Below are 26,540 nucleotides of genomic sequence, written 5' to 3'. Positions count from 1 at the left end.
ATTTGATGTTTGATGTCCCGAATCTCTGGAATCGCCGGCAGACATCGCAGGCATCGCAGCAGCGCAGACATCACGGCAGGTCGTCCCGGCCTGCCCTTTCTCATGCACGGAGGAATTGTCGATGGGTCAGGCCACCGGTTCGCCGGATCACAGAACGACAACCGTGAGAACTCCGGCCCCGCGCGGGCGCCGGGCCGTCCTGGTCGCGGTGGCGACCACCGTCACCGCGCTGCCGCTGGCCGCGGTCCTGACGGTCGCTTCGGCCGCTCCGCCGGCCCCGCCGCTGGGCGCCTGCTCCGGGCCCGACTGCCCCGGCACCTGGCCGCCGGCGCACAACGGCGACTTCCCCGGCCGGGACGCCACCGTCAACGTCTTCACCGGCGGCGACTACACCGTGAACGGCCGGGCCGCGGAGGCCGAGGGCAGGATCGTCGCGCTGGGAAACCTGACCGTCGACAAGAACGGCGGCGGCGCCTACAACATGGGCGTCGTCGGCGTCGGCTCGCGCGTGGTGCCGCCGAACGGCAGCGACTTCGTCACCACCGGCGGCGACGTCGACGTCAGGACCGGCAACACCGTCCTGATCGGCGGCATCGACTCGCGTGGCCCGGCCTTCGGCAATCTGCGCCACGCGGGCTCGGTCGCCGGCGCCGTGAACATCGACCCCACCGGTGAGTCGATCCAGGACCCGAACGCCGCCGCGCCCTACCGGTCGGTGCTGACCCGGATCGAGGAGGTCTCCGGCTGCGTCGGCCGGGCCACCGCGACCGGTACCGTCGCCGTCACCTCCAGCGAGGCGACCTTCACCGGCGACGGGACCAGCGCGAAGCAGGTCTTCAACGTCACCCAGGACCTCGCCTCGCCGTCCGGCGGGCAGATCGGCCTGGTCTTCGCCGGTATACCGGCCGGCGCCACCGTCGTGGTGAACATGCTCGGGGACAGCCCGGTCGTCAACACCTACACCGGCACCGGCCTGGCCGGGGACCAGACCACCGAGATGCGCTCGAAGCTCATGTACAACTTCCCGACCGCGACCTCGGCGCAGATCCTCGGCAGTGCCCAGTTCCAGGGCTCGGTCCTGGCCGGCAACCCCGGCGGCACCACGACCATCGCCCAACCGGGCATGAACGGCCGGGTGTACCTCGCGGGCAGCCTGGTCCACACCGGCACCGGCGGCTACGAGATCCACAGCTACCCGTTCGACGGCGACCTGCCGGACTGCGCCGTGACGCCCAGCCCGTCGCCGACCTCGTCGACGCCGTCGCCCTCGCCGACCTCCCCGGCGCCCACCTCGCCGAGCCCGACCTCCTCGGCCACGACCTCTCCGACCTCCCCGGCGCCCACCTCGCCCACCTCGCCGACCTCGTCCGCGCCGACCTCGCCGTCGGCCGGTGCGACGACGTCGAGCGCCGGCCCGGCCCCGACCGGCCTCCACCCGACCGAGGAGCCGACCGGCCACCCCGGTGGCGGTGGTCAGCTGCCCTCCACCGGCGCGGGCAACGCCCCGGTGGTCTTCGGCGTGGCAGGCGTCGGCCTGCTCGGCCTCGGCGGTCTGGCCGTGCTGGCCGCCCGCCGCCGTCGCGGCCGCCACGGATGACGGCCGTACGGCCCGTACGGCCGAGAAACCGGACAGCCGGCCAGTCGGACAGCCGAACTGCCGCGCAGGCCGCCCGAGTCGACCCGACCGGGCGGCCTGCGCCGTTCCCGCCCCGCCCTCGCCCCGTTCCGCCGCCGCCCCGCCCCGCCCTCGCCCCGTTCCGCCGCCGCCCCGTTCCGCCGCCCGGGCCGCCTACTGCCCGGCCGGGTAGTGGGCGAGGCCCGAGGCGAGCAGCCCGAAGGCCCGCTCGACCGCGGCCTCGACCCGGGTCCGTACCGTCCCGGCCGGCTCCCCGGCCACCATCGCCCGCCGGACCTCGCCGAGCACCGCCCGGTGGGCCCCCGCGACGGCTCCGGCCACGATCCGGGGGAGCGGGTCGTCCTGGTCGGCTCCCGACTCCTCGGCCAGGACGGCCGCCAGTCCCGCCTCGGCCCGGTCGCCGAGCTCCAGCAGTCGGGCCCGCAGGGCGGCGCTGTCCTCGACGATCCGCCAGAACGCCGCCACCCCGGGGTTCAGTCCGACCGTCGGTTCCCCCTCCGCGAAGGCCGCCAGCAGGTCGGCCCGGACGGCGTCCACGGCCGAGCTGCCCGCGGGGCGGCGGCGGACCACCTCGGCGAGGCGGGCGACCACCTCCTCCTGCCGGTCGAAGAACAGGTCCTCCTTGGTCGGGAAGTAGTTGAAGACCGTGTTCGGCGAGACCCCGGCGGCCCGGGCCACCTCGACCACCGTGACCCGGTCGAAGCCGCGCTCGGCGAACAGGCCCATGGCGGTGTCGGAGAGCAGTTCCCGGGTCTGCTGCTTCTTGAGTTCGCGAAGTCCCATGGCCGGATTCTATCCGCGAAGCATGGTGTCACTTGAAACTTGTAGTGACACCAAAAATATCGGCTACGGTGACGGCATGACCTTCACCTTCGGCATCTATCCCGGCGGACTCCTCGGCGACGACACCGGCGTCATCGCGGCCGCCCGCCCCGACGAGCCGGCCCGGATCGCCGCGGCGCTGCGCGAACTCCAGGGCGGCGAAAGGGAGTTCCTGGTCCGCGCCTATCGCTCGTACCCGGGAGGCGAGCACACCCCGGAACGGCCCGAGCAGTACGCCGGCGAGGGCCGCCGGCTCGACCTGGTGGTGCAGTACCGGGAGCGCGGCGGCGAGTTGGCGGGCTGGCTGGACTTCGTCCGGCGCACGGTCCGGACCGAGGGCCACCGGCTCGCCCTGCTCCAGATCTGCGAGGAGCCCAACCTCGACCTCCCGCCCGTGGACGGGAGTATCCCGAACGTCCGCCGCGCGCTGGTCGAGGGCGTGGTCGCGGCCAAGGAGGAGGCGCTGGCCTGTGGATTCGACCGGCTGGCCGTCGGCTTCAACGCGGTGCCCTCCTTCGACCCCGCGGACACCTTCTGGTCAGAGCTCGGCCGGCTCGCCGACGAGCGCTTCCACCGTGCCCTGGACTACGTCGGCCTGGACTTCTTCCCGGACGTCTTCCGCCCCGTCCCACCGGAGCAACTCGCCGACGCGGTAAGGGCGGTGCTCACCGGCTTCCGCCAGGGCGCGCTGCCCCGGGCCGGGATCGGGCCCGGTGTCCCGGTGCGGATCTGCGAGAACGGCTGGCCCACCGGCCCCGGGCGGAGCGAGGCGCGGCAGGCCGAGGTGGTGGCGGAGGTGGTCCGGGCCGTCGCCGGGCTCGCCGCCGAACTCAACGTCACCGGCTACGCGTTCTTCGCCCTGCGGGACGCGGACAGCGCGGGCGCCGGGCTGTTCCCGCACTTCGGCCTGCTGCGCGACGACTACACGCCCAAGCCGGCCTTCGCCGTCTACCGTGAGCTGGTCGCCGAGCTGACGGAAGCCGGCGGGGCGGACGGCGAACTCGCTCCCCGTGCCGGCTAGTTCGCCTCGAAGAAGCGCTCCACCGTGCGCCGCCGGGCGGCGACGGCGTGCACCGGCTCGCCGATCACCCGGCCGGCCAGGGTGACGGCCAGCTCGCCGACGTCCCGGCGCAGCACCCGGGCCGCCTCGGCCCGGTCGGCGGCGATCCGGGCGCGGCCGGCGGTGAGCAGTTCGTCCCGGTCGCGGATGCCCTCCGCGCGGGCCGCGACCATCGCCGCCGCGCCGCGCTCGGCGTACTCCTCGCGGATCCGGGCCGCCTCGTGCCGGGCCTCGGCCAGCTCCCGCAGGCGGGCCTCCCGGGTGGCCTCGGCCTCGGCGAGCAGGGCCTCGGCGTGTTCGGCGCGCCCCTCGGTGGCCTCCCAGCGTTCGGACTGCACCCGTTCGATCCGGGGGAGCAGATGGCGGCCGAGCGTCCACAGCAGCAGGAAGAACAGCGCCAGGCCCAGGAGCAGCGGGGCCGGTTCGGGCTTGAGCGGGCCGAGTTCGAGGTTCACGCACGACCTCCCCAGGGTGTGACGTTCCGTCGGTCCGGAGCCTCCCCAAGGGCGAAGGGGATCGAACTCGGCCCGGACATGAGCTGCGTCACGACCGGCCCCCGGCCCCAGGGCTCGGCCCCAGGGCTCGGTTCCCGGCTCCCGGGCTACGTCACCTCGCCCCGGCGGGAGAAGCGCTCCGCCCGCCACTCGCCGCTCTCCAGCACCTCGGCCAACTGCCGGGCCGCGTCCCAGACCTCGGTGTACGAGAGGTAGAGCGGGGTGAAGCCGAAGCGCATCAGGTCCGGCGCGCGGAAGTCGCCGATCACCCCGCGCTCGATCAGCGCCTGCACCACCGGGTAGCCGTCGGCGTGCCGCAGCGCGACCTGGCTGCCGCGCCGGGCGCGCTCGCGCGGGGTCACCACCTCGACGCCGTCCAGCCCCTCGGTCAGCGACACGAACAGGTCGGTCAGGGCCAGGCTCTTCGCCCGCACCGCGGCCAGGTCGGCCCGCTCCCAGACGTCCAGCGAGGCGCCGAGGGCGGCCTGGCCGAGCAGCGAGGGCGAGCTGGTCAGGAAGCGGCCGATGCCCGCCTTCGGGTCGTACCCGGGCTCGAAGGCGAACGGCCGGGCGTGGCCGAACCAGCCGCTCAGCGGCTGGAGCGGGCCGGCCGCCAGGTGCCGCTCGGCGACGTACAGGAAGGCCGGTGAGCCGGGGCCGCCGTTCAGGTACTTGTAGGTGCAGCCGATCGCGAAGTCCGCTCCGGCGGCGTCGAGTTCGACCGGCAGCGCGCCCACCGAGTGGCAGACGTCCCAGATCATCAGGGCGCCCGAGGCCCGCACCCGGGCGGTGATCCCGGGCATGTCGAGCAGCTCGCCGGTGCGGTAGTCCACGTGCGAGAGGACGACCGCGGCGACGTCCCCGTCCAGGTGCCGGTCCAGCTCCTCGGGGCGGATCAGCGCACTGCGCGCGCCCTTGACCAGGCCGGTCACGCCCTCGGCGATGTACAGGTCGGTCGGGAAGGCCTCGGCGTCGCCGAGCACGGTGCGCCGGCCGGGGCGCAGCCGCAGCGCGGCCGACAGCACCTTGAACAGGTTGACCGAGGTGGTGTCGCAGACGACCACTTCCGCCGGATCGGCGCCGACCAGCGGCGCGATCCGCCGCCCCAGCCGGTACGGCTGCTCGAACCAGCCGGCGTCGTTCCAGCTGCGGATCAGCTCCCGGCCCCACTCCTCCTCGACCACCCGGCGCACCCGCTCGGGCGTGCGCACCGGCAGCGCGCCCAGCGAGTTGCCGTCCAGGTAGATCACCCCGTCCGGCAGGGTGAACTCCTTGCGGAATTCCGCCAGCGGGTCGACGGCGTCCAGCGCCGCGCAGTCCTCGCGCGTGGTCATGCCCGTCCCTCCCTCGTCATCCGTGTGCACGGTTCGTCCAGTCCCGTCCAGTCCCGTCCGGTCACGTCCGGTCACGTCCGGTCCCGTCCCGGTCGTGCCCCGTCTCGCGGCCCGCGACGGCGAGCCACGGCCCGTCACGGCCCGTCACAGCCCGTCCCGGATCGTCCACAGCTCCGGGAAGACGTCCTGCTCGGCCGACCTGCGCAGCCAGGTCAGCCCGCTGGAGCCGCCCGAGCCGGGCTTGCCGCCCATGGTCCGCTTGACCGCCGAGAGGTGGCGCTGGCGCCACCGGGTGACCCGCTCGGCCACGTCCAGCAGGGCCTCGCCGAGCGGCTGGAGCGCGGCGAGCTCCGGCTCGGTGTAGACCCGCCGCCAGGCCGCCTCGACCTCCGCGGACGGCTGGTAGCGCTGCTCGGAGGGCGCCCGGTGCGGGGCCAGGCCGCGGCGCGCCAGCAGCGCCAGCGCCTCGTCGTACAGCCCGGGGGAGCGCAGCGCCTCGGTCAGCTCGGCCTGGGTGTCGGGCATCCCGTCGTACATCGCCAGCAGCGCGGCGTTCTTGTTGCCGAGCAGGAACTCCAGCCGCAGGAAGGCCGCGGACTGGAAGCCGGAGGCCTCGCCGAACAGCGCGCGGAAGGAGTTGAACTCGTGCGGGGTCATGGTGGCCAGCAGGCCCCAGGACTCCACCAGCACGTCCTGCACGTGGGTGCCCCGGCGCAGCGCGGCCAGGGCGGCCGCCAGGTCGTCCTCGCGCAGCGCCCGCCGGGCGAGCGTCCACTCGTGCCGCAGCAGGTCGAACAGCAGCTCCATCACCTGGGTGGTGACGATGAACGACAGCTCGGCCGGCTCCTCGCTGCGCGGGTGCTGCAGGCCGTGCAGCTCGTCCAGGCGCACGTACTGGGCGTACGGGGTGCCCCGACCCGGCGCTCCGCCCCGACCGAACGACAGGTTGGGTGTCTCCACCGTGTCGTGCCCCATCCCGATCCTCCTGATCCTCCGGGCCCCGTCGCCCGGTCCGGTGAACCAGCCGGACTGCCGGGTTCCACCGGGTGCCCATTGTGCGGCGGCGGTGGCCCCCGCTTGAATGGGTGACGGGCATCGCAACCGCCCTTTGAGCTGTCGTTCGCGAGGCGTTCCGCCGATCCGCCTTACGAACGGAAACCCCTTGATCCCGACCGCCCGGGAGGCCGCCTTGGACGCCGTCGACCGCCGCCTGCTCGCCGAGCTCCAGGCCGACGCCCGGCTCTCGTACAACGAACTCTCCCGCCGGGTGAGCCTGTCCGCACCCGCGGTGGCCGAACGGGTCCGCCGGCTGGAGTCGGAGGGCGTGATCAGCGGCTACCACGCCCACGTGGACCTCACCCGGGCCGGGCTGCCGATCACCGCGCTGGTCCAGATCCAGTGCTACGGCCCGCGCTGCGTGCTGCGCGACCCGGACGTGCCGACCTGGCCGGAGGTGGTCCAGCTGCACCGGGTCACCGGCGGGGCGTGCTGCGTGCTGCTGGTCGCGGTGTCGACGATGGCCGAGTTCGAGGCGGTGTGCGACCGGCTCGGCGGCTACGGCCAGCCGTCCAGTTCGATGATCCTCTCCAGCCCGGTGCCCTGGCGGCCGGTGGTGCCGCGCTGAGCGCGGCCCGGGCGGTCCCCGGCGGTCCCCGGGCGCTCCCCGGGCGGTCCTCGGCGTCCGCCGGCGTTGACGCGGGCGTCAAGGAGTAGGTTGCCCGGCATGCCGAACGAGCGCCACATCCTGCTGCTGCCCGGGAGCCTGCGGGCCGGTTCCACCAACGAGACGGTGCTGCGCACCGCGGCCGAGGTGGCCGCCGCCATCCCGGGCCTGCGGGCCACGTACTACGCCGGGCTGGCCGGGTTGCCGCACTTCAACCCGGACCACGACACCGACCCGCTGCCGGAGCCGGTGGCCGCGCTGCGGGCCGCCATCGAGGCGGCCGACGCGCTGCTGGTCTGCACGCCCGAGTACGCCGGGACGCTGCCGGGCGCGTTCAAGAACCTGCTGGACTGGACGGTCGGCGGGGTCGAGATCTCGGACAAGCCCACCGGCTGGATCAACGCCGCGGGCCCGGGCCGCGGTCTGGGAGCCGAGGCCACCCTGCGTACCGTCCTCGGCTACACCGGCGCCGCGGTGCTGGACGAGGCCTGCGTCCGGCTTCCGCTGGAGCGCGGCGCGGTCGGCCCGGACGGGCTGGTCGCCGACCCGCTGGTGCGCGAGCGGATCGGCGAGGTGCTGGCCCGCCTCGCGGCGGGCTGACCGGCGGACTGACCGGCGGATTGGCCGACGGGACGGCCGACGGGCCGGGCTGAGGGTGGCCCGGCTCAGTGCCCGTCCGGCAGGTGCACCCCGAGCCCGGACAGCCCCTCCAGGAACAGCTCGACGCCGACCGCCGCCAGCAGCAGCCCGAGCAGCCGGGACAGCACCTCCAACGAGGTGCGGTGGGTGCGCCGCATCAGCGGGGCGAGCATCGCCACGCAGAGGTAGTTGATCACCGCGACGGCCACGTACGCCCCGGAGACGGCGGCCTTCCAGCCCCAGCTGTCCTGGTTGAGCGAGGCGACCAGGACGGCCGTGATGGCGAGCGGGCTGGCGATGTACGGCAGCAGCAGTTCGCGGATGCCGTCCACCAGCGGGTTCGCCAGGTGCTCGTCCTCGTCGCCGTCCGAGCCGAGGTGGACGCCGAAGACCAGCGCGACGGCGTAGACGAAGAAGATCGCCCCGCCGGCGAGCTGCAGGGACTGGTCGCTGATGTGGAACAGGGTGGTCAGTTCGTCGGCCCCGAAGCCGAGCACCAGGCCGATCACCGACGAGATGGCCGTGCTCAGGGCCGCCAGCCGGCGCAGCTCCAGGTTGCTCCTGGTCCCGGCCAGCCGGGCGAAGGACAGCAGGGTCTTCGGTGGGCCGACCACGGCGAAGAAGGTGATGAAGGCGCTGCTCAGGTTGAAGACGAACATGGGCCAAGCATGACCGCGGGGCTTCGGGCGGCCGGTCCGCCACGCTCCGCGTCCGGGCGTGGCGTGTGTCTCGTCGGCCGCGGTTCATTCCCGGTCGCGGAGGAATTCGCCCGGATGGCGGCCCCGGCTCGAAGGGGCGGGCGCTCTCGGGTCCCATGGAGGCAGGACTGCCGCCGAGCAGGACCACTCCGCCGCGGAAGCGAGGATGCGACATGGGCACGTGCCTGAACCGTAAGGACCTGGGCCTGCTGGCCCTGCGCGGCGCGGTCGGCGGGGTGCTGATCGCGCACGGCACCCAGAAGCTGTTCGGCTGGTTCGGGGGCGGCGGCCTGGAGGGCGCCACCCAGGCCATGGAACAGATGGGCTTCCACCCGGCGCGGCAGAGCGCGCTCGCGGCCGGCCTCGGCGAGGCGGGCGGCGGCGCGCTGCTGGTGGCCGGGCTGGCCACGCCGGCGGCCGGCGCGGTGGTGGCCGGGACGATGGCGGGCGCCGTGTCGGTGCACGCCCCGGCCGGTTTCTTCGCGATGTCCGGCGGCTACGAGTACCCGGCCTTCCTCGGCGCGACCGGGCTGGCGATCGGCCTGGCCGGGGCCGGCCGCTACTCGCTGGACCACCTGACCGGCCACGTCTTCGACCGGCCGTGGGTCGGCCTGGTGTCCTTCGTGGCGAGCGCCGCCGGGGCGTACGGCACGGTCGCGCGGCGCCGGCACGTGATGCGGCTGCGCGAGGAGCGGGCCGCGGTCGAGGCGGACGCGCAGGAGGGCTCGGGGCTCTCCTAGGGACCGGACGGTCTCTTGGGTTCGGCGGACCCGGCAGGGATCCAGGCGAGGCCCTGGCCGGGAGCCGCCCCGGGCGCCGGCCCGCGGCCGACTCACGGCGGCGTGGCCGGGTCACCCGGAGGCAGCAGCCCTGCTGGCGGCGGTCCGGCGGTCCTCGGAGGGTGGGCGGGGAGGTGTGCCGGGCAGCCCGGCACCGACCGGAAACGAGGGACCGCATGGACCGCCAGCCGCTCACCCGAGCCAGCCACCCGACCCCGCCGAGGGCCACCGCGCAGGATCTGGACGCGCCGCCGCTGAGCCGCCGACGGCGTGCGGTGGCAGGGGTGTTGGCCGTGGCGGTGGTCGGTGCGGCGGCGCTCGCGGGCTGCTCCTCCGAGAAGAGCGCGGAGAGCGTGGCCTCCTCGGCGGCGGCCGCGGTGAAGCAGGGCGCGAGCGCCGCCGCCTCCGCCGCCTCGGCGCTGGCCTCGGCGGCCGGCGGGGCGGGCTCGGCGATCGCCTCGGCCCAGGCGCAGGCCTCGGCGGCGGTGTCGGCGGCCTCCTCGGCCATCGCCGGGATCAAGGGCGGGCTGGACGCCAAGGGGGACATCACCGTCGGGGCGGTGACCACCGGTTCGGACGGCAAGCCGCAGGCGCCGCTGAGCATCACCAACCACGGGCAGCAGTCGTACCGGTACGCGATCCAGGTGAACTTCACCGACGAGTCCGGCAAGGTGCTGGACGCGGCCGCGGTGACCGTCCAGGACGTGGCCCCCGGGCAGAGCGCCCAGGCCACCGCGCACGCCCACCGGGACCTCTCCGGCACGGTCAAGGCCGAGGTGGCCAACGCCGTCGGCTACTGATCTCCGGTGCCGGATCCGGGTGCGGCCGCCCAGTTCGGCGCGGGGGCGGAACCTTAAGCGGGTCTCAAGGCCCAACGGCACCCCTTGACGGGTGAGTTGGTCTAGTCCATTTTTATTGCCCAGGTGCAGGGAGCCCCTGAACCGGCGTCAGCGACCGTGTGTCGCTGGCGCCGGTTCGGCACATCCCGGTAGTCCGTCATGGCCCGATCCGCTCGATTCCCCACCCATGCCTGTCATGTCCCGGTCGTCCGGCCCCACCCCGGACGCGTGCCCCCGGGGCGGCGGGAACCCCCACAACCAGGAGTCACGCACCCATGCTGCGCTCACGCATTGAAAGGGCCGGGACCCCGGCTCCGCAGGGCGGCCGCCGACGTCGCCCCAAGAGCATGGCCGCCATCGCGGCCGGCACCACCGCCTCCCTGCTGCTCGGCGCCGGCCTCGCGCTGTCCGGCGGCGGCGCGGCCAACGCCGCGACCACCAACTCCACCGGTGCGCCCGCCACCAGCGGCGGCATCAAGGTCGCGTACTACGACCAGTGGTCGGTCTACGCGAACGCGTACTACCCCAAGACGATCCAGGACACCGGCGTCGCCGGGAAGCTGGACTACCTGATCTACGACTTCGCCAACATCCACCCGACCGACCTGGGGTGTTTCGAGGCCACCAAGGCCGCGGACACGAACGACAACAACCCCAACGCGGGTGACGGCGCCGCCGACGCGTTCGCCGACTACCAGAAGAGCTTCGGCGCGGACATCTCGGTCGACGGCGTCGGCGACGTCTGGAACCAGCCGATCGCGGGCAACTTCAACCAGCTGAAGAAGCTGAAGGCGAAGAACCCGAACCTCAAGGTCCTGCTCTCGCTGGGTGGTTGGACCTACTCCAAGTACTTCTCGCCGGCCTCCGCCACGGACGCCTCGCGCAAGCACCTGGTGTCGTCCTGCATCGACATGTTCATCAAGGGCAACCTGCCCGTCGACGCGGGCTTCGGCGGTCCGGGCTCGGCGGCCGGTGTCTTCGACGGCATCGACATCGACTGGGAGTACCCGGGCGGCGGCGGCCACACCGGCAACATCTCCAGCCCGGCCGACAAGCAGAACTTCACGGCGCTGCTGAAGGAGTTCCGCACCCAGCTGGACGCGCAGGGCGCGGCCGACAAGAAGACCTACGCCCTGTCGGCGGCGGTCGGTGCCGGCCAGGACAAGATCATGAACGTCGAGACCGACAAGATCGGTCAGTACCTGACCTTCCTCGACGTCATGACCTACGACATGCACGGCGGCTGGGACGCGCAGGGCCCGACCAACCACCAGGCCGCGCTCTACGCGGGCCCGAACGACCCGTCGACCCCGGTCAAGCCGGGCAACGGCAAGTACTCGATCGACAACGCCATCAAGGCGTGGACGGTCGGCGACAAGGACTACGGCATCCCCGGCGGCTTCCCCGCCAGCAAGATCAACATGGGTGTGCCGTTCTACTACCGCGGCTGGACCGGCGTGAAGGACAACGGCCAGCACGGCTTGTTCCAGCCCGCCACCCAGCCGGCGGCCGGTGCGGCGATGTCCGGCAACGTCCCCGGCATCCAGATGTACAAGGAGCTCGCGGGCTTCGTCGACAACCCGTCCAAGACCTTCTGGGACGACGCCGCGCAGGCCACGTACTTCTACGACGGCAACACCTTCTGGAGCGGTGAGGACGCCAAGTCGATCCAGGCCAAGCTCGACTACGCGCACTGCAACGGCCTCGGCGGCTCCTTCGCCTTCTCGCTGTACGACCTGGGCACCAAGACCGCCCTGTTCGACAAGATGGTGAGCGCCACCAACGGCTCCGCCGCCGGCTGCCCGGCCCCGCCGTCCCCGACCGGTTCGGCGACCCCGACCCCGACCGGCTCGGGCACCCCGAGCCCGACCCCGACCAGCACCCAGACCACGCCGGCGCCGGCCTGCTCGGCGGCTCCGAGCTGGGACGCGAACACCACCTACGCGGCCGGTGGCACCAAGGTCTCGTGGAAGGGCCACTACTACACCAACAAGTGGTGGACCAAGGGCGACGACCCGAGCCTGAGCGGCCAGTGGGGCGTCTGGACCGACAACGGTCCCTGCTGACGGCCGACCGGCCGCCGAGGGCCTGACGGACCCCTCGCAGCACCTGAAGTGACGAAGTCCGGCCCGCCGGGAGGATCATCCTCCCGGCGGGCCGGACCCGTTCGCGTTCCCGGAGCGGCTACACCAGGTCGTCGGTGCGCCCGAGCGCGTCCGGCTGGCTCTCCTCGATCCGCCGCAGCATCCGGCCCAGCGTCGCGGAGAGCTCGGCGCGCTCCTCGCCCGCGACGTCCTGGAGGAACTCCTCCTCGAACACCGCCGCCATCCGCATCGACTCCAGCCACTTGACGCGACCGGTCTCGGTCAGCTCGATGATCACCCGCACCCGGTTGGTCTCGTCCCGCTCCCGGGTGACCAGGCCGTCGGCCACCATCCGGTCGATCCGGTGCGTCATCGCGGCCGGGGTGAGCCCGAGCCGCTTGGCCAGCTCGCCCGGCCCCAGCCGGTACGGGCTGCCGGAGACCACCAGGGCCTTGAGCACCTCCCACTCGGCGGAGGTGATCCCGAGCACAGTCAGCTGCCGGTCGTACGCCACGCCCATCCGCCGGGAGACCCGTAGGAGGGTCTGCACGATGGTCTCCACCTGCGGGTCGACAGTGGGGAACTCCCGCTGGTAGAGCGCCACTTGCTCGGCGATGCCGAGTTCCAGGCGGGTGGCCGGGGCGGGCTTGTCGGCATCCGGCCGCGGCTTGTCCGTAGTCATGCCGACCAGTGTCCCACGTGCGTGCACCCCTTAAGCCTTTGACTCCGCACTCTTCCGGTGCTAAGACTTTATCTCGTCAAACTTTAGCTCTGAAATCTTCTGGACTTAAGAGTATCCAGTCGAAACCAGGAAGGGATGTGCACGGTGACCGGCACGGTGAAGCAGCAGAGGCAGCGGCGTGGAGCGGGCGGCCCGCTGCGCCGCGTCCAGATCGGCAACGCGCTCAGCGCGTTCGGCAGCGGATTCACGCTTCCGTACATGTACGTGTACGTGGAGCAGGTGCGCGGGCTGGGATCGATGGTCGCCTGGATGGTGTTCACGCTCTTCGCGCTGGCCGCCCTCGCCGTCCTCCCGTTCATCGGCCGCGGCATCGACAGGTACGGCCCCCGCCCGGTGCTGCTGGCCGGTACGGCGCTCGCCGCCACCGGCGCGTTCGCCTTCGGGCACGCCACCGGCACCCCGGGTCTGCTGGTCTCCTCCTTCCTGTTCGGCGCGGGCGTCACGGCCTGCCAGCCGGCGCTCGCCACGATGATCGTCCGCTGCTCCACGGCGGCCACCCGCTCGCACGCCTTCGCGCTCCAGTTCACCCTGGTCAACCTGGGCATGGGCATCGGTGCGCTGGTCGGCGGCCAGATCGTGAACGTGGCCGACCCTGCCAGCCTCACCCGGCTGTTCACCATCGAGGCGGCCACCTTCCTCGGCCTCGCCCTGGTCACCGGCACCGCCCGGATGCCGAGGGTCCAGCTGACGGCGGTCCACGAGAAGGCGGACGGCCCGACGGGCCTGCGCGCGCTGGTCGCGGACAAGGCGATGCTGCGGCTCTGCCTGCTCGCCGGGCTGATCTTCTTCACCTGCTACGGCCAGTTCGAGTCCGGTGTCGCGGCCTTCGCCACCTCCACCGTCCACACCGCGCCGTCCACCCTGGGCTTCGCGATCGGCGCCAACGCGCTGACCATCGTGGTGCTGCAGATGTTCGTGGTGCGGATGACCGCGCGCCGCCGCCGCACCACCGCGATGGCCGCGGCCGGCCTGGTCTGGCTCGGCGCCTGGGCGATGGCCCTGCTGGCCGGCCTGATCCGGACCGAGACCATGGCCGCCACGATCGCCATCGTCTCCGTCTACGCCCTGTTCGGCGTCGGCGAGTCGCTGCTGGCGCCCACCATGGGCCCGATCGTCGCGGACCTCGCCCCGGCCCGGCTGCTCGGCACCTACAACGCCGGGTACTCCCTGGTGAAGCAGATCGCGGTCGCGGTCGGTCCGGCCGTCGGCGTGCTGCTGGTCGGCTCCGGCGCCTGGCCGCTCTACCTGGCGGCCATGGCGGGCTGCACCCTGCTGATCGTCACCCTGGCGCTGCGGCTGCGCCCGTACCTCACGCCGGAGCAGGACAACGCGGCCCCGGCCGTGGTCCACACCGTCCAGGTGCGGGAACTGCAGACCGCCGCGTAGCGGAACGGCCCGCGAGGGCGTTCGCGACGGGCGCCGGCCAGGTCACCTGGTCGGCGCCCGTCGCGCTTGGCTTCGCGCGCACCGCCACATAGTGTCAGTGGCTGTTGACCGCCCGGCCCAGGCCGGAGCGGCACGACCCCGGGCGGAGCCAGGACCCGGGCAGAGCAGACAGGCGAATCGGCGAGGCTATGACGCAAGCGGCGCTCACGCACCCACCGGCGGCCCCGGCCCCCGCGGCCCCGGCAGAGGCCTCGCGCGGCGGTCTGGTCCGCTGGGCGGCCGACCGCTCCGGCTGGCTCGGCCCGATCGCCGTCGCGCTCTTCGCCGGCCTGCTGCGGTTCTGGAACCTCGGCCACCCCAACGCCTTCGTCTTCGACGAGACGTACTACCCCAAGGACGCGTGGTCCCTGCTCCAGCAGGGCTACGAGGGCACCTGGCCCGACCACGCCAACGCCGACATCCTGTCCGTCCCGCAGTCGATCCCGCTGAGCTCCGCGCCCGAGTTCATCGCGCACCCGCCGCTCGGCAAGTGGGTGATGTCGATCGGCGAGCAGCTGTTCGGGCTGAACCCCTTCGGCTGGCGGTTCATGACCGCCCTGCTCGGCACCGTCACCGTGCTGATGCTGGCCCGGATCGGCCGCCGCCTCTTCGGCTCCACCCTGATCGGCTGCACTGCCGCGCTGCTGATGGCGGTGGACGGCCTCCAGTTGGTGATGAGCCGGGTCGGCCTGCTCGACGGCATCCAGATGTTCTTCGTGCTGGCCTCCTTCGGCAGCCTGCTGATCGACCGCGACCACGCCCGCGCCCGGCTCGCCGCGGTCGCGGAGGGCGGCGGCGACGCCGACGCGGTGCGGCTCGGGTGGCGCCCCTGGCGGATCGCCGCCGGGGTGCTCGTCGGCGCCGCGTGCGCGGTCAAGTGGAACGGCGCCCCGATCCTCGCCGCCTTCGGCGTCCTGACCGTCCTGTGGGACCAGGCCGGCCGCCGCGGCGCCGGCGCCCACCGCCCCTGGCGCTCCATGCTGCGCCGGGACGCCCTGCCCGCCTTCCTCGCCATGGTCGGCTCGGCCGTCGTGGTGTACGTCGGCGCCTGGAGCGGCTGGCTGGCCAGTGGCGGCAACGGCCAGGGCGGCTACGACCGGCACTGGGCCGACGGCCGCGCCGGGCTCTCCCCGGACAGCGTCCTCGGCATCCCGCTGCCGCAGGTCCCGATGAGCTGGGTGCCCGCTTCGCTGCGCAGCCTGTGGCACTTCCACTCGCAGATGTTCGACTTCAACACCGGCCTGAACCAGCCGCACACCTACCAGTCCAACCCCTTCGCCTGGCTGGTCGACGGCCGCCCGGTGTCGATGTACTGGGAGCAGGTCCCGTACGGGCAGCACGGCTGCACCTCCTCGGGCGGCTGCGCGGCGCAGATCCTCGGCCTCGGCACGCCGTTCCTGTGGTGGACGGCCTGCTTCGCGCTGGTCTACCTGCTGTGGCGCTGGTTCTTCCGGCGGGACTGGCGCTCGGGCGCGGTGCTCTGCGCGGTGGCCGCGATCTACCTGCCCTGGTTCAAGTACCAGGAGCGGACGATCTTCTCCTTCTACATGGTCGTGCTGGTGCCGTTCCTGTGCCTGGCCGTCGCCCAGATGCTCGGGGCGATGCTCGGCCCGGCCGGGTGCAGCCCCGAGCGCCGTCGGATCGGTGCGATCGGGGCCGGGGTGATCGTGCTCGCGATCGTCGGCTGCTTCGCCTTCTTCTACCCGCTGTACACCGCGGAGGTGATCCCGATGTCGTCCTGGCAGGACCGGATGTGGTTCACCAGCTGGATCTGACGGGCCGGACGTGACGCCGCTCTCGGCCCTGGTGCCCTCGGCCGGTCCGGTGGCGTCCGGCAGCCAGCTGCTGCCCGTCACCCCGGTGCTCGGGGTGGTCACGGCCGTGCTGCTGCTGGCCGCCGTCGCGGTGGCCGGGTGGGGCCTGCTCGGGCACGGCCACGCGGTGCTGCGGGCCGGACTGCGCGCGGTGGTGCAGCTGGCCGCCGTCGCCGCGGTGATCGCCTGGGTGGTCGGTTCGCTCTGGTGGTCGGCGCTGTTCGTGCTGCTGATGTTCTCGGTCGCGGTGCGCACCGCCGGGCGGCGGATGACCCGCGGCCCGGGCTGGGTCTGGGCGGCCGCCCCGATCGGCGCGGGGGTGCTGCCGGTGCTCGCCCTGCTGCTGGGCGTCGGACTGCTGCCGCCCGAGGGCCTGTCCGTCATCCCGGTCGCCGGCATCCTGATCGGCGGCGCGCTCAGCGCGACCTCGCTGGCCGGGCGGCGGGCCCTGGACGAGCTGCGGCTGCGGCGCGGCGAGGTGGAGGCCGCGCTGGCGCTCGGCTTCGAGGAGCGCGACGCCCGGCTGGAGATCTGCCGGACGGCGGCCGCGACCTCGCTCGTCCCGGCGCTGGACCAGACCCGGACGGTCGGCCTGGTCACCCTGCCCGGGGCCTTCGTCGGGATGCTGCTGGGCGGGGCCTCGCCGGTCCAGGCGGGGGCGGTGCAACTGTTCGTGCTGATCGGGTTGCTGGCGGTGGAGTCGGTGGCGATCGTGGTGGTACTGGAACTGGTCGGGCGCGGGCTGGTCGCCGCCGAGCCGGAGGAGGGCTTCCGGTAGCGGCGGGCCGGTCGGCGCGGTCGGGTACGCTTGGGGCCGTTGAAGGGGAGTAGCCCTCCACCGGACCGTCGACATACTGGCCCCCAGGGGCCCGGCGCCCGGGGCACCGCCCGAAGGGGCGTTGCCGGCGAGACCTTCGGCCGCAGTGCTGTGACCATGACCAGTGCTGTCGGGCCGAAGCGTCCCCTGACGGACCTGCGGAGGCCGGGCAGCCCGACCGAGGAACTCCTGATGAGTATCACCGTTGCCGCGTTGACCTTCGGCATCATCTTCCTGGCCGAACTGCCGGACAAGACCGCGCTGGCCAGCCTCGTGCTCGGCACGAAATACCGCGCGAGCTACGTCTTCGCGGGCATCGCCGCCGCCTTCGCCCTCCAGGTGGGCATCGCACTCGTCGCCGGGCACCTGCTCTCGCTGCTGCCGCACCGCTGGGTGGAGGGCGTCACCGGCGTGCTGTTCCTGGTCGGCGCGGCGATGCTGCTGTTCCACGGCGGGGGCGACGACGAGGACGGGCACGCGGCCAAGGAGCCGTCCTCGAACAGCTTCTGGAAGGTGGCCGGGGCCAGCTTCGTGGTCGTCGCGATCGCCGAGTTCGGCGACCTGACCCAGATCATGACCGCCAACCTGGCCGCCAAGTACGCCGATCCGCTGGCCGTCGGCATCGGCTCCTGGCTGGCGCTGTGCGCGGTCGGCGGGATCGCCATCGTCGGCGGGCAGAAGCTGCTCAAGTACGTGCCGATGAAGCTGATCATCCGGGTGGCGGCAGCGATCATGGTGGCGCTGGCGGGCTACAGCCTCTTCGGGGCGATCACCGGCTGATCCCCGGGCCGGGCGCCGGCTGATTCCCGTGCACACCTCCTGCTGACGCTCCGCCGTCAGCAGGAGGTGTGCTTGTCCAGGGCGGCGCTGGTGTTGGGGCCGTACACGCCCCGCTTGTCGCCCTTGACGTTCCACTTCCACTGGACGTAGTCGACGGTGTTCACGGTGGTGTCGTCGTAGACCCCGGTCACCGGTATGGACGCGAAGCAGCTGACGGCGGCGGCGAGCTTCTGCTGGAGAGCGGTGACATCGGGGCCGCTCATTCCGTACTGCAGGACCCGCGGGGTCGGGGTGACGGTGGGCGTCGGGCTCGGGACGGGGGGCGCGGTCGGCGTGGGGGCCGGGGCCGGGGGAGCGGCCGGGGCCTCGACGGTCGGCGTCGCGACCGGCGTCGGGGTGGCCGTCTTCGTCGGGCTCGGCTTGCGGGTGGGGGTGGGCGTCGGGCTCGGCGCCTCGCTGGTCGGCGGCGGCGTGCTCGGGGCGGGCGCGGCCAGGGTGGGCGGGTCCACCGGCGCGGGCGCCAGGGTGGTCGTGGGCAGCGGCTGCGCCTGCTTGGCCGGCGGCTCGGCGGAGGGCGTCACCGCGTACGCGACGCCGATGGTGAGCGCCACCAGGGCGGCGCCGACCCCGGCGAGCAGCCCCTTGCGCTGGGCGAGCGGGCGGCGCCCGGCCTGCTCGGCCGCCCGGCGGGCGGCCCGGCCGCCCGCCTCCGGGCCGGGCCCGGCCGGGGCCTGCCGGAAGTCCTGGGCCTGCCCGAAGGGGAAGAGGCCGATCTCGTTCCCGTCCGGCGCGGAAGCCGGTGTCCGCGGCTGCGCGGCCGCCGCCGGGTACCCGCCCGGCCCGGCCGGCGGGACCGGCGGCAGCACGGTGGTGGCGTACGCGTCCGGGTGGGCGCCGGCGCCCGGGTAGGCCCCGTCCGGACCGTACGGAGCCTGCCCCTGGCCGACCGGCGGCAGCACGGTGGTGGCGTACGCGTCCGCGTCCGGTCCCAGCGGGGGAACGACCGGTGACCCGGGCGCGGTGGGCTGCCCCGGGGGCACCGGCGGCAGCACCGTGGTCGCGAACGGGTCGACCACCGGGGTGCCCGGGTGGGCCTCGTCGGCCACCTGGTCGGCCGTCCGCGGGACGTACGGGCGGACCAGCGGCGGGCCCTCCAGGTAGGGCAGGACGGCGGTCTCGGTGAGGCTCGGGTCCGGGACGCAGCCGCACCCGGTGGAGCGTGCGGTGCCGCACGTCGGGCAGTGCTGGTCCGGCATCGGCCGGTCCTCCTCGGTTTCGCGTCGACTTTCGTGGGCGGTCGTTCGGGTCGTTCGGGTCGTCCGCCGGTCGGTCGGCCGGCCGGCGTTCGGTCGTCCCGAGCACGCTCCGGGCGGACCCGGGCGGCGCGCGGACGCGCCTGATTATGCAGGACCGTCCGAGGGGTGGACAGGGGCGTCCGTCCCTCGGCGGGGTGTTGTGCCGGTTGGTGCCGGTCGGCCCTTCGGGGAACGCCCGGAGCGCGGCGGTTGTCCCCGGCGCTTACGCTCGGCTCACACCGACGGAACGAATCGGGACGAAACGACCAGCGTGGTCAGCTGGGAGTGATCATCCGCACGGCCCGGCCGACGGGCCGCGACCCCATGGAGACGCCATGCCCACGGAGACGCCGTGACGCCCGCGGAGACGCCGTGACGGAGCCGAGCACCGCGTCCGACCGGAGCCCGGCGGGCGAGCCGGGCCCGCCGGCGGTCACCGTGCACAACGTCTGGGTGCCGATCGGCGCCCTGCTGCTGGCGATGCTGCTCGCCGCGCTCGACCAGACCATCGTCTCCACCGCGCTGCCGACCATCGTCAGCGACCTCGGCGGCCTCGAACACCTCTCCTGGGTGGTCACCGCCTACCTGCTGGCCTCCACCGCCGCGACCCCGCTGTGGGGCAAGCTCGGCGACATGTACGGCCGGAAGCGCTTCTTCCAGGCCTCCATCGTGATCTTCCTGCTCGGCTCGGTGCTGTGCGGGATCGCCCAGAACATGGGCGAGCTGATCGCCTTCCGCGCCCTCCAGGGCCTGGGCGGCGGCGGGCTGATCGTGCTCTCCCAGGCGATCGTCGGCGACCTCGTCGCGCCCCGGGACCGCGGCCGCTACCAGGGCCTGTTCGGCGCCGTGTTCGGCGTCACCAGCGTGCTCGGGCCGCTGCTCGGCGGACTGTTCGTCGACCACCTCAGCTGGCGCTGGGTCTTCTACATCAACCTGCCGATCGGCATCGTCGCCCTGGTGGTGATCGCGACGGTGCTGCACGGGCTGGAGGTCCGGCGCGAGCACCGGATCGACTACCTCGGCACCGTCCTGATCGCCGCCGTCGCCACCTGCCTGGTGCTGATGACCTCGCTCGGCGGGACCACCTGGGCCTGGACCTCCTGGCAGATCGTCGGCCTCGGTGTGCTCGGGCTGGTGCTGCTGCTCGCCTTCGTCCTGGTCGAGCGGACGGCGGTGGAGCCGGTGCTGCCGCTGCGGCTGTTCCGCTCGCGGACGTTCAGCCTGGTCGCGGTGATCTCCTTCGTGGTCGGCTTCGCGATGTTCGGCGCGCTGACCTACCTGCCGACCTTCCTCCAGGTGGTCCAGCAGGTCTCGCCCACCCTGTCCGGCATCCACATGCTGCCGATGGTGCTCGGCATGCTGCTCACCTCGATCGGCTCCGGCCAGATCGTCGCCCGCACCGGCCACTACCGGATCTTCCCGATCGTCGGGACGGCCGTGACCACCGTCGGACTGCTGCTGCTCTCCCGGCTGGACGAGCACAGCAGCACCGCCGAGATGAGCCTCTACTTCCTGGTCTTCGGCCTCGGACTGGGCCTGGTGATGCAGGTGCTGGTGCTGATCGTGCAGAACTCGGTCGGCTACGAGGACCTCGGCGTGGCCACCGCGGGCGCCACCTTCTTCCGCTCCATCGGGGCCTCCTTCGGCGTCTCCATCTTCGGGACGGTCTTCGCGAGCGGACTGCGCAGCCGGCTCGCCGACGCGCTGGCCGGGGTGCCGCTGCCGCCCGGCTTCCGGCCGGAGGTCATCACCGCCGACCCGCGGGTCATCCCCCAGCTGCCGGCCGCCGTCCAGCCGGGGGTCTACCACGCGTACGCCGAGTCGATCACCCGGGTGTTCCTGTACGCGGTGCCGGTCGCGGTGGTCGCCTTCGTGCTGTCGCTGTTCCTGCGCGAACAGAAGCTGCGCTCCACCGTCACCGCCCCCGACCTCGGCGAGTCCATCGGGATCAACCCCGTGGAGCGCAGCTCGCTGGACGAGATCGCCCGCGCCCTGTCGGTGCTGAACAGCCGGGAGGCCCGGCGCGACCTCTTCCGGCGGATCACCGAGACGGCCGGGCTGGACCTGCTGCCCGCCTCCAGCTGGCTGCTCCTCCAGATCCACCAGCACGGCTCGGTCGAGCCGGCCGAACTGGCCGAGGCGCGGGTCGTCCCGATCGCCACCGTCGAGGAGGCCGTCCGGGAGGTGGAGGGCCGGGGGCTGGCGGCGCGGTCCGGCGGGCTGCCGCTGCGGCTCACCGAGTCGGGCGAGGAGACGGCCCTGCGGCTGGTGGCCGCCCGGCGCACCCAACTCGCCGAACTGCTGGGGGACTGGGACGAGCAGCGGCACGCCGAGATCGCGGGGGTGCTGAACCGGCTCAGCTCCTCGCTGTGCGCGGACCTGCGGGACCGGCCGGACCCGTCGGGGCCGCAGGGGCCGTACCGTGGGGAGGGGCGGTCGTTCTGATGGTCCGACGGTCCGATGGCTCGACGGGCCCGTTCGGCGTGATGGGGAAGGGTGGTGCGGCATGCCGTTCGAGATCGAGCGCAAGTTCCTGCTGAGCGCCTTCGAGCCGCCGCAGACGGCGGTGCGGCAGCACATCGAGCAGGGGTACATCGCGATCAAGGACGACGGGACGGAGGTACGGCTGCGGCGGATCGGCGGCAGCCGCGTCCTCGGCGTCAAGCGGAGCGCTTCTTCCGCGGAGGGTTCTCCCGTCCGGATCGAGGTGGAACGCGAGCTGGGGGAGCAGGAGTTCACCGAGCTCTGGCCGGCCACCGAGGGCGCCCGGCTGGTCAAGGACCGGTACACCTTCGAGGCCTCCGGCGTCACCGTCTACGCGGACGTCTACCAGGGGGAGTTGGCCGGACTGCGCACCGTCGAGGTCGAGTTCGGCTCCGAGGCGCAGGCGGCGGCGTTCTCGGCGCCGGAGTGGTTCGGCGCCGAGGTCACCGGCGTGAAGGCGTACAAGAACCAGACCCTCGCGACCCGGGGAATGCCCGGGTCCTGAATCCGCCGGGGGCGTTCGGCCCTACGGCGTGCCGAACCAGGGCGGGGTGTCGAGGCGGAACGGGTCGCCGGGGGCGAGCCGGCGCAGGCCGTCCCCCAGCAGTCTCAGCTGCTCCTCGCCGAGGACTTCCGACCACTCCTCGCGCAGCTCGTCGAAGATCCGGGCCGAGCGGAGCAGGCAGTCCATCCCGCGCTCGGTGAGCCGGACCACCTTGCGCCGGGTGTCGGCCGGGTCGGCGGCGCGCTCGACGTAGCCGAGTTGCTCCAGGTTGTCGACGGTCTTGCCCGCCGCCTGTTTGGTGACGCCGAGGCGGCGGCCGAGTTCGGAGGCGGTGGTGCCCTGCGGGCCGATCGCCTGGAGGACGAAGCCGTACATCGGGCGCAGGTCGGGATGGCCCTCGCGGGTGATGCGCTCGTGCAGCTCGTCGGTGATCGTCCGGAAGGCGAGCAGCAGGCGCAGCGGCAGCTCAAAACCCGGCGGGGGCGGTTCACTTGGCACGATAGACAACCTCATTGACCATATGGACAACGTCATTGTCCACCCTAGGGGGTTCCTTCGCCGCGCCGGCCCCCGTCCACGCCTTTGACGGCCCACGGCCCGCCCGGCCGTGAGGTGTAGCAGACTGCTCCCGTAGGCAGTCCCCGTCACCGCACCGGCGGCCGCACCAGCGCGCCGGCGGAGCAGCAAGGAGCCCCCATGTCCGTCGTCAAGATCAACGTCCTGACGGTGCCGGCCGAGCAGCGCGAGGTGCTGGAGCAGCGCTTCGCCTCCCGGGCCGGCGCGGTGGAGAACTCGGACGGCTTCGAGTGGTTCGAACTCCTCCGCCCCGTCGAGGGCACCGACCAGTACCTCGTCTACACCCGCTGGCGCAGCGAGGAGGACTTCAAGGCCTGGATGGAGGGCCCGATGAAGTCCGCCCACCAGAACGGCCCCTCCGACGAGGCCCCCAAGCGCCCCGCCGCCACCGGCTCCACCCTCTGGTCCTTCGAGGTCGTCCAGTCCGCGGGCCCCAAGAACGCCTGAGCCGCCCCGTTCCGCCGGGCCCCTCCCCTCGACGGGGAGGGGCCCGGAGTGCTTCGCGGACCCGGCTAGCGGCCGGCCGTGGCGCGGAGGCCGGGGAGGGGGGTGTGGTCGGCGGGCCAGAGGAGGCGCAGGTGGAGGGGCGGGGGGTCGAGGGGGAGGCGGACGAGGGCGCCGGTGGCGAGATGGTCGTGGACGGCGTGGGTGGGGAGCAGGGCGATTCCGAGACCCTGGGCGGCGCAGGCGCGGGTGGCGGGGACGGCGCCGGTGTGGAGGCGGCGGACGTGCCGGCCGAGGAGGTGCTCGCCGGCGAGGCGGTAGGAGCAGCCGGGGGAGCCGACCAGGAGGCGGTGGCCGTGGAGGTGCTCGCCGGTGAGGGCGGTGGCGCGGGCGAGCGGATGGGTGGGGGCGGCGACCAGGGCGAGGGGGACGTCCTGGAGGTCGACGTGGTCGAGCGGGGCGGGCGGCAGGTGGAAGCCGAGGGCGCCGAGCGGGCCGGGGGCGTCGATGACGAGGGCCGCGTCCAGGGCTCCGGCCGCGACGCCGTCGAGCAGGACGTCCCGGGTGGTGTCGGTGCGCAGGGACACGTCCAGGTCGGGCCGGTGGCCGGTGAGGCGGGCCAGGACGGCCGGGAGCTGGGCGGCGGTGACGGCCGAGAGGACGCCGAGGCGCAGGCGGGTCCGGGCGACGACGACCTCGCGGCGGGCCTGTTCGGCCTGGGCGAGGAGCCGGCGGGACCAGGGCAGCAGCCGCTCCCCGGCGGAGGTGAGGACCAGGTCGCGCCTGGCCCGGTCGAACAGTTCGGTGCCGAGGCTGCGTTCGAGGGTGTGGACCTGCTCGGCGACGGAGGACGGGGCGAGCCCGAGGGCCACGGCCGCGCCGCTGACGGTGCGGTGGGTGACGACGGCCTCGAAGACGCGCAACTGACGTAGTTCCACTGGCTCCCCCGAACGCCCTCGCTCCCGGTGCTGCGGGACAGCGTACGGGGGACGGCGGTGTGGAGGGGCCTCAGAGGGTCACCGGCGAGAGGGTCACCGGCGTCTCCCGGTCCATGTGGGTCGGCTTCTCCGCGTTGCGCGCCGAGTGGATGCCGGTGGTCCGCCCCTCGTCGAGGCGCATCGCCACCACCGGGTCGAACTCCCCGTCGATCCGCAGGATCGGCGCCGGGTGACCGTTGACCCGGGTGGGCTCGGTCGTCGCCACCGGGCCCCGGGGCGCCACACCGGTGGCGAGCAGGCGGGCCACCGGCGCTGATCGTGGAACTGGCGTCCCGGGGAGGGAAGTTCGGCGCCCGTACGGGCATCGGGGGCTGACTGCTCCGTTCAGCCGGCGAGCGCGTGGGCCTCGTGCAGGGTGCCGGTCGCGTCGGCGTTGTCGCCGCGGACGAGTTGGGCCATGGCCAGGTCGGTGAGTGCCCTGACCAGACGCCGGGTGCCGTCGGCGGGGTCCGCCGCGTGGAGGCGGCGTTCGATCTCGACGCTCCGCCGCAGCCGGGGGAGCGTGAGGTGGGCGTAGCAGGTCGGGTGGTCCCCCAGGACCGCCCGGCGCAGGTCGAGCCGCCGGGTGAGGGCGCCGAGGGTGACGAGCAGGTCGCGGTCGTCCGGCAGGGGCGCCGGGCCGTCGGTGTGCGCGGGCGCGCAGACCTCGTCCGGCGGGCAGGAGGCCTCGGGCGTGCCGGTGATGGCCTCGACGGCCCGTACGAGGACGCCCAGTCCGTCCTCGAAGGACGCGCGCAGGCTGAAGGACCAGTGGTGGAGGCTCAGACCCAGCACCGGCTGGAGGCGTCGGCGCGGGTCGACGCCGAGCGCGAGGTGGTCCGGGGCGTCGGCCGCGGCCTGTTCGTCCCGTACGCCGGAGCGGGCGAACAAGGCGCTCCGCAGGCCTTCGTTGAAGCCGAAGTCGGCGGTGCCGCCACGGGCGGGCAGGCGCTCGCAGGCGCGGACGGCCTCCGCGAGCAGGTGGTGGGCCCGCCCGGGGTCGCCGAGGTCGGCGAACCACAGCGCGGCACCGGCGGCCCTCAGCGCCCTGAGTTCCGCGCGGCCGTCGCGCTGCCAGGCGAGGGCCTCGTGTTCGACGGCCACGGCCTCCTCGGTGCGGTCCGCGAGGCGGAGCAGCAGCGTGAGGTCGAGCAGCCGCCACGTCAGGTCGCTTCCGCCCTGCTCGGTCACCGCCCGGGAGCGGTCGGCCACCGCGCGGGCGGCGTCCACGGCTTCGTCGAACCGTCCCGCCTCGGCGAGGCCGTGGGCCAGGTCGGCGCGCATGACGGCGGCCCGCCCGAGGTCCGGTACCGGCCGGACCACTTCGGCGCGCCGGGCGAGGTCGGCCGCCTCCTGCCGGGCGACGAGGGCGAGGTCGTCGGCGTGGACGATGGAGTACTCCAGCGCGAGGGAGGACAGGGCGTGGGAGGCGGCGGCCAGGTGTTCGGTGCCGCCGTCGGCGACCAGGGTGCGGTAGATCTCGGCGGACTCCTCCAGGAACGGGACAGCGTCCTCGGGACGGGGCCTGGGAGAGCCGTAGATCCGGCCCCGCAGAGCCGCGGCCAGTGCGGGCAGGCCCGAGGCGGGGTCGGTGCGGGCCTGGACCCGGAGTCGGGCGACCGTCTCGTCGGTGACCGGATCCCGCCTCATGCGTGTGCTCCTGGCACGGCGAGGTCGGACGGGGCTCCGCAGGTGGTTGTCACGCGCTTCCTTCCGGGGTGGGGCACGAGGGTCTCCAACCCGAACGCCCCCACAGCCGGAACGAGTTCCGGACATCGGCGACGCGGTTCCGCGGAGCGGCTCGCGAGAGGTCGGGAAGTCGGGCGGGCCGACCTCCCGCGCGGGTTCGTCTGCCACCCGCGCGCCCCTAGGGCCTGTCTCTTGGATCCTTGCCGGGTCCGCGACGCCGGGGCACGCACCTCGCGGCGTTGTCGTCGGTCGCCAATGGCCCCCAGCCTTCGGCCGGGAGGTGCCCCCACCGCAGTGGCTCCCTCCTCCGCCTTGCGATGCACGCACCCCAACGCCGCGCCCTGATCCGACAAAATCCAAGAGACAGGCCCTAGCCGGCGAGCAGGCCTTCCAGGTACTCCCGCACCGGCGGGAACATCGGGAACGGCACGTACTCGGCCAGCTCGGCGTGCGAGGCCCACACCACCCGGTCCAGTTCGTCCGAGTCCGCCACCCTGGCGGTGCCGCCGACCACCTCGCAGGCCGTGTACGACATCCGCCGCCCGCTCTGCGGATGCACCCGCTCGCCGAGCACCCTCGCCGCCGCCACGTGCAGGCCGGTCTCCTCGGCGGTCTCCCGGACGGCCGCCTCCTCGGGGGACTCGTTCGGCTCGACCTCCCCGGCCGGGAACTGCCAGGACAACTCGCCCTCGGCGACCCGCCGCCGCACCATCAGCACCCGGCCGTCCTTGACGACGATCGCGACGGCGACGGCGGGGAGTTGCCCGGATTCCTGCTCGGTCATCGCTCTGCTCCTCGGGGGGACGGCGTCGGTGTCGACGCCATCCTGGCCCGCGCTCACGGCCCCGGTCGGCAGGCCTCCGTCGGCCGCGTGTCGTGGCCGCGGTCGTCCGGGCGAGGTGCGCTCGGACGCCGCGCAGCCGTTCCGGGAACTCGGGCACGCC

Annotated in this window: 26 protein-coding genes; 14 read left to right on the top strand and 12 right to left on the bottom strand. The window is 73.6% G+C overall.

The annotated features are described in order from the left end of the window. Positions 1-163: 163 nt before the first annotated feature. Positions 164-1,597 (top strand): choice-of-anchor A family protein, encoded by a 1,434-nt coding sequence (locus tag ACGF13_RS06805; protein WP_392869646.1) that lies wholly within the window; start codon positions 164-166, stop codon positions 1,595-1,597. A gap of 192 nt (positions 1,598-1,789) precedes the next feature. Here the strand turns inward: ACGF13_RS06805 and ACGF13_RS06800 are convergent, their stop codons facing one another. Further along, a complete protein-coding gene (locus ACGF13_RS06800; protein ID WP_392869644.1) occupies positions 1,790-2,419 on the bottom strand; it encodes a TetR/AcrR family transcriptional regulator in 630 nt (209 codons plus the stop codon). Positions 2,420-2,495: 76 nt separating this feature from the next. Between ACGF13_RS06800 and ACGF13_RS06795 the strand changes: the two genes are divergently transcribed. Next, a complete protein-coding gene (locus ACGF13_RS06795; RefSeq protein WP_392869642.1) occupies positions 2,496-3,479 on the top strand; it encodes a hypothetical protein in 984 nt (327 codons plus the stop codon). Here the strand turns inward: ACGF13_RS06795 and ACGF13_RS06790 are convergent. The 3 genes from ACGF13_RS06790 to ACGF13_RS06780 form a co-directional block, all read right to left on the bottom strand. Then, entirely contained in the window at positions 3,476-3,973 is a 498-nt protein-coding gene (locus ACGF13_RS06790) for a hypothetical protein (protein WP_392869640.1), read from the bottom strand. The genes ACGF13_RS06795 and ACGF13_RS06790 overlap by 4 nt on opposite strands. A 146-nt stretch (positions 3,974-4,119) precedes the next feature. Beyond that, positions 4,120-5,346 carry a kynureninase gene (kynU, locus tag ACGF13_RS06785; RefSeq protein WP_392869638.1) on the bottom strand — a complete coding sequence of 409 codons (1,227 nt, stop codon included), beginning with the start codon at positions 5,344-5,346 and terminating at the stop codon, positions 4,120-4,122. A gap of 144 nt (positions 5,347-5,490) precedes the next feature. After that, positions 5,491-6,321 (bottom strand): tryptophan 2,3-dioxygenase, encoded by an 831-nt coding sequence (locus ACGF13_RS06780; RefSeq protein WP_392869636.1) that lies wholly within the window; start codon positions 6,319-6,321, stop codon positions 5,491-5,493. A 187-nt stretch (positions 6,322-6,508) separates the two neighbouring features. Between ACGF13_RS06780 and ACGF13_RS06775 the strand changes: the two genes are divergently transcribed. Both ACGF13_RS06775 and ACGF13_RS06770 read left to right on the top strand, forming a co-directional pair. After that, on the top strand, positions 6,509-6,970 hold the full coding sequence (locus ACGF13_RS06775; protein WP_392869634.1) for an Lrp/AsnC family transcriptional regulator: 462 nt from the start codon (positions 6,509-6,511) through the stop codon (positions 6,968-6,970). 99 nt (positions 6,971-7,069) lie between these two features. Further along, positions 7,070-7,609 (top strand): NADPH-dependent FMN reductase, encoded by a 540-nt coding sequence (locus tag ACGF13_RS06770; protein WP_392869632.1) that lies wholly within the window; start codon positions 7,070-7,072, stop codon positions 7,607-7,609. Between the two features lie 65 nt (positions 7,610-7,674). On the opposite strand, the gene ACGF13_RS06765 is transcribed toward ACGF13_RS06770, so the two are convergent. Next, a complete protein-coding gene (locus ACGF13_RS06765; RefSeq protein WP_392869630.1) occupies positions 7,675-8,307 on the bottom strand; it encodes a MarC family protein in 633 nt (210 codons plus the stop codon). Positions 8,308-8,519: 212 nt separating this feature from the next. Here ACGF13_RS06765 and ACGF13_RS06760 point away from each other — a divergent pair, with 212 nt between their 5' ends. From ACGF13_RS06760 to ACGF13_RS06750, 3 genes are all read left to right on the top strand, one after another. Then, entirely contained in the window at positions 8,520-9,086 is a 567-nt protein-coding gene (locus ACGF13_RS06760; RefSeq protein WP_392869628.1) for a DoxX family protein, read from the top strand. Positions 9,087-9,301: 215 nt separating this feature from the next. After that, complete coding sequence (locus tag ACGF13_RS06755; RefSeq protein WP_392869626.1) at positions 9,302-9,925, top strand: FxLYD domain-containing protein; 624 nt, start codon at positions 9,302-9,304, stop codon at positions 9,923-9,925. A gap of 386 nt (positions 9,926-10,311) precedes the next feature. Further along, positions 10,312-12,030 (top strand): glycosyl hydrolase family 18 protein, encoded by a 1,719-nt coding sequence (locus ACGF13_RS06750; RefSeq protein ID WP_392869624.1) that lies wholly within the window; start codon positions 10,312-10,314, stop codon positions 12,028-12,030. Positions 12,031-12,148: 118 nt separating this feature from the next. Here the strand turns inward: ACGF13_RS06750 and ACGF13_RS06745 are convergent, their stop codons facing one another. Next, a complete protein-coding gene (locus tag ACGF13_RS06745; protein WP_392869622.1) occupies positions 12,149-12,730 on the bottom strand; it encodes a MarR family winged helix-turn-helix transcriptional regulator in 582 nt (193 codons plus the stop codon). A gap of 144 nt (positions 12,731-12,874) precedes the next feature. Between ACGF13_RS06745 and ACGF13_RS06740 the strand changes: the two genes are divergently transcribed. The 4 genes from ACGF13_RS06740 to ACGF13_RS06725 all read left to right on the top strand — a co-directional run bounded on the left by ACGF13_RS06740 (position 12,875) and on the right by ACGF13_RS06725 (position 17,626). After that, a complete protein-coding gene (locus tag ACGF13_RS06740) occupies positions 12,875-14,176 on the top strand; it encodes an MFS transporter (RefSeq protein ID WP_392869620.1) in 1,302 nt (433 codons plus the stop codon). A 188-nt stretch (positions 14,177-14,364) separates the two neighbouring features. Continuing rightward, positions 14,365-15,990: a dolichyl-phosphate-mannose--protein mannosyltransferase gene (locus ACGF13_RS06735; protein WP_392869618.1), complete on the top strand. Its 1,626-nt coding sequence runs from the start codon at positions 14,365-14,367 to the stop codon at positions 15,988-15,990. 10 nt (positions 15,991-16,000) lie between these two features. Beyond that, complete coding sequence (locus ACGF13_RS06730) at positions 16,001-16,807, top strand: ABC transporter permease (RefSeq protein WP_392869616.1); 807 nt, start codon at positions 16,001-16,003, stop codon at positions 16,805-16,807. A 228-nt stretch (positions 16,808-17,035) separates the two neighbouring features. Next, on the top strand, positions 17,036-17,626 hold the full coding sequence (locus tag ACGF13_RS06725) for a TMEM165/GDT1 family protein (RefSeq protein ID WP_392870090.1): 591 nt from the start codon (positions 17,036-17,038) through the stop codon (positions 17,624-17,626). 56 nt (positions 17,627-17,682) lie between these two features. Here the strand turns inward: ACGF13_RS06725 and ACGF13_RS06720 are convergent, their stop codons facing one another. Further along, entirely contained in the window at positions 17,683-18,882 is a 1,200-nt protein-coding gene (locus tag ACGF13_RS06720) for a peptidoglycan-binding protein (protein ID WP_392869614.1), read from the bottom strand. Between the two features lie 519 nt (positions 18,883-19,401). On the opposite strand from ACGF13_RS06720, the gene ACGF13_RS06715 reads away from it, so the two are divergent. Beyond that, a complete protein-coding gene (locus ACGF13_RS06715) occupies positions 19,402-21,366 on the top strand; it encodes an MFS transporter (RefSeq protein ID WP_392870087.1) in 1,965 nt (654 codons plus the stop codon). 61 nt (positions 21,367-21,427) lie between these two features. Further along, a complete protein-coding gene (locus ACGF13_RS06710) occupies positions 21,428-21,910 on the top strand; it encodes a CYTH domain-containing protein (protein WP_392869612.1) in 483 nt (160 codons plus the stop codon). Between the two features lie 21 nt (positions 21,911-21,931). Here ACGF13_RS06710 and ACGF13_RS06705 read toward each other — a convergent pair whose 3' ends face one another. Further along, positions 21,932-22,408 carry a MarR family winged helix-turn-helix transcriptional regulator gene (locus tag ACGF13_RS06705; RefSeq protein WP_392869610.1) on the bottom strand — a complete coding sequence of 159 codons (477 nt, stop codon included), beginning with the start codon at positions 22,406-22,408 and terminating at the stop codon, positions 21,932-21,934. 198 nt (positions 22,409-22,606) lie between these two features. Here ACGF13_RS06705 and ACGF13_RS06700 point away from each other — a divergent pair, with 198 nt between their 5' ends. After that, on the top strand, positions 22,607-22,933 hold the full coding sequence (locus tag ACGF13_RS06700) for an antibiotic biosynthesis monooxygenase family protein (protein WP_392869608.1): 327 nt from the start codon (positions 22,607-22,609) through the stop codon (positions 22,931-22,933). A gap of 65 nt (positions 22,934-22,998) precedes the next feature. On the opposite strand, the gene ACGF13_RS06695 is transcribed toward ACGF13_RS06700, so the two are convergent. From ACGF13_RS06695 to ACGF13_RS06680, 4 genes are all read right to left on the bottom strand, one after another. After that, positions 22,999-23,868, bottom strand: a complete 870-nt coding sequence (locus tag ACGF13_RS06695; RefSeq protein ID WP_392869606.1) for a LysR family transcriptional regulator — start codon at positions 23,866-23,868, stop codon at positions 22,999-23,001. Between the two features lie 70 nt (positions 23,869-23,938). Next, positions 23,939-24,175, bottom strand: a complete 237-nt coding sequence (locus tag ACGF13_RS06690) for a hypothetical protein (protein WP_392869604.1) — start codon at positions 24,173-24,175, stop codon at positions 23,939-23,941. A 77-nt stretch (positions 24,176-24,252) separates the two neighbouring features. Further along, positions 24,253-25,557 carry a hypothetical protein gene (locus tag ACGF13_RS06685; protein ID WP_392869602.1) on the bottom strand — a complete coding sequence of 435 codons (1,305 nt, stop codon included), beginning with the start codon at positions 25,555-25,557 and terminating at the stop codon, positions 24,253-24,255. 409 nt (positions 25,558-25,966) lie between these two features. After that, entirely contained in the window at positions 25,967-26,380 is a 414-nt protein-coding gene (locus ACGF13_RS06680; RefSeq protein ID WP_392869600.1) for an NUDIX hydrolase, read from the bottom strand. Positions 26,381-26,540 lie beyond the last annotated feature (160 nt).

This window comes from Kitasatospora sp. NPDC048286, from assembly GCF_043201735.1.
Classification (GTDB): domain Bacteria; phylum Actinomycetota; class Actinomycetes; order Streptomycetales; family Streptomycetaceae; genus Kitasatospora.
This window is presented reverse-complemented; position numbering and strand designations above follow the sequence as displayed.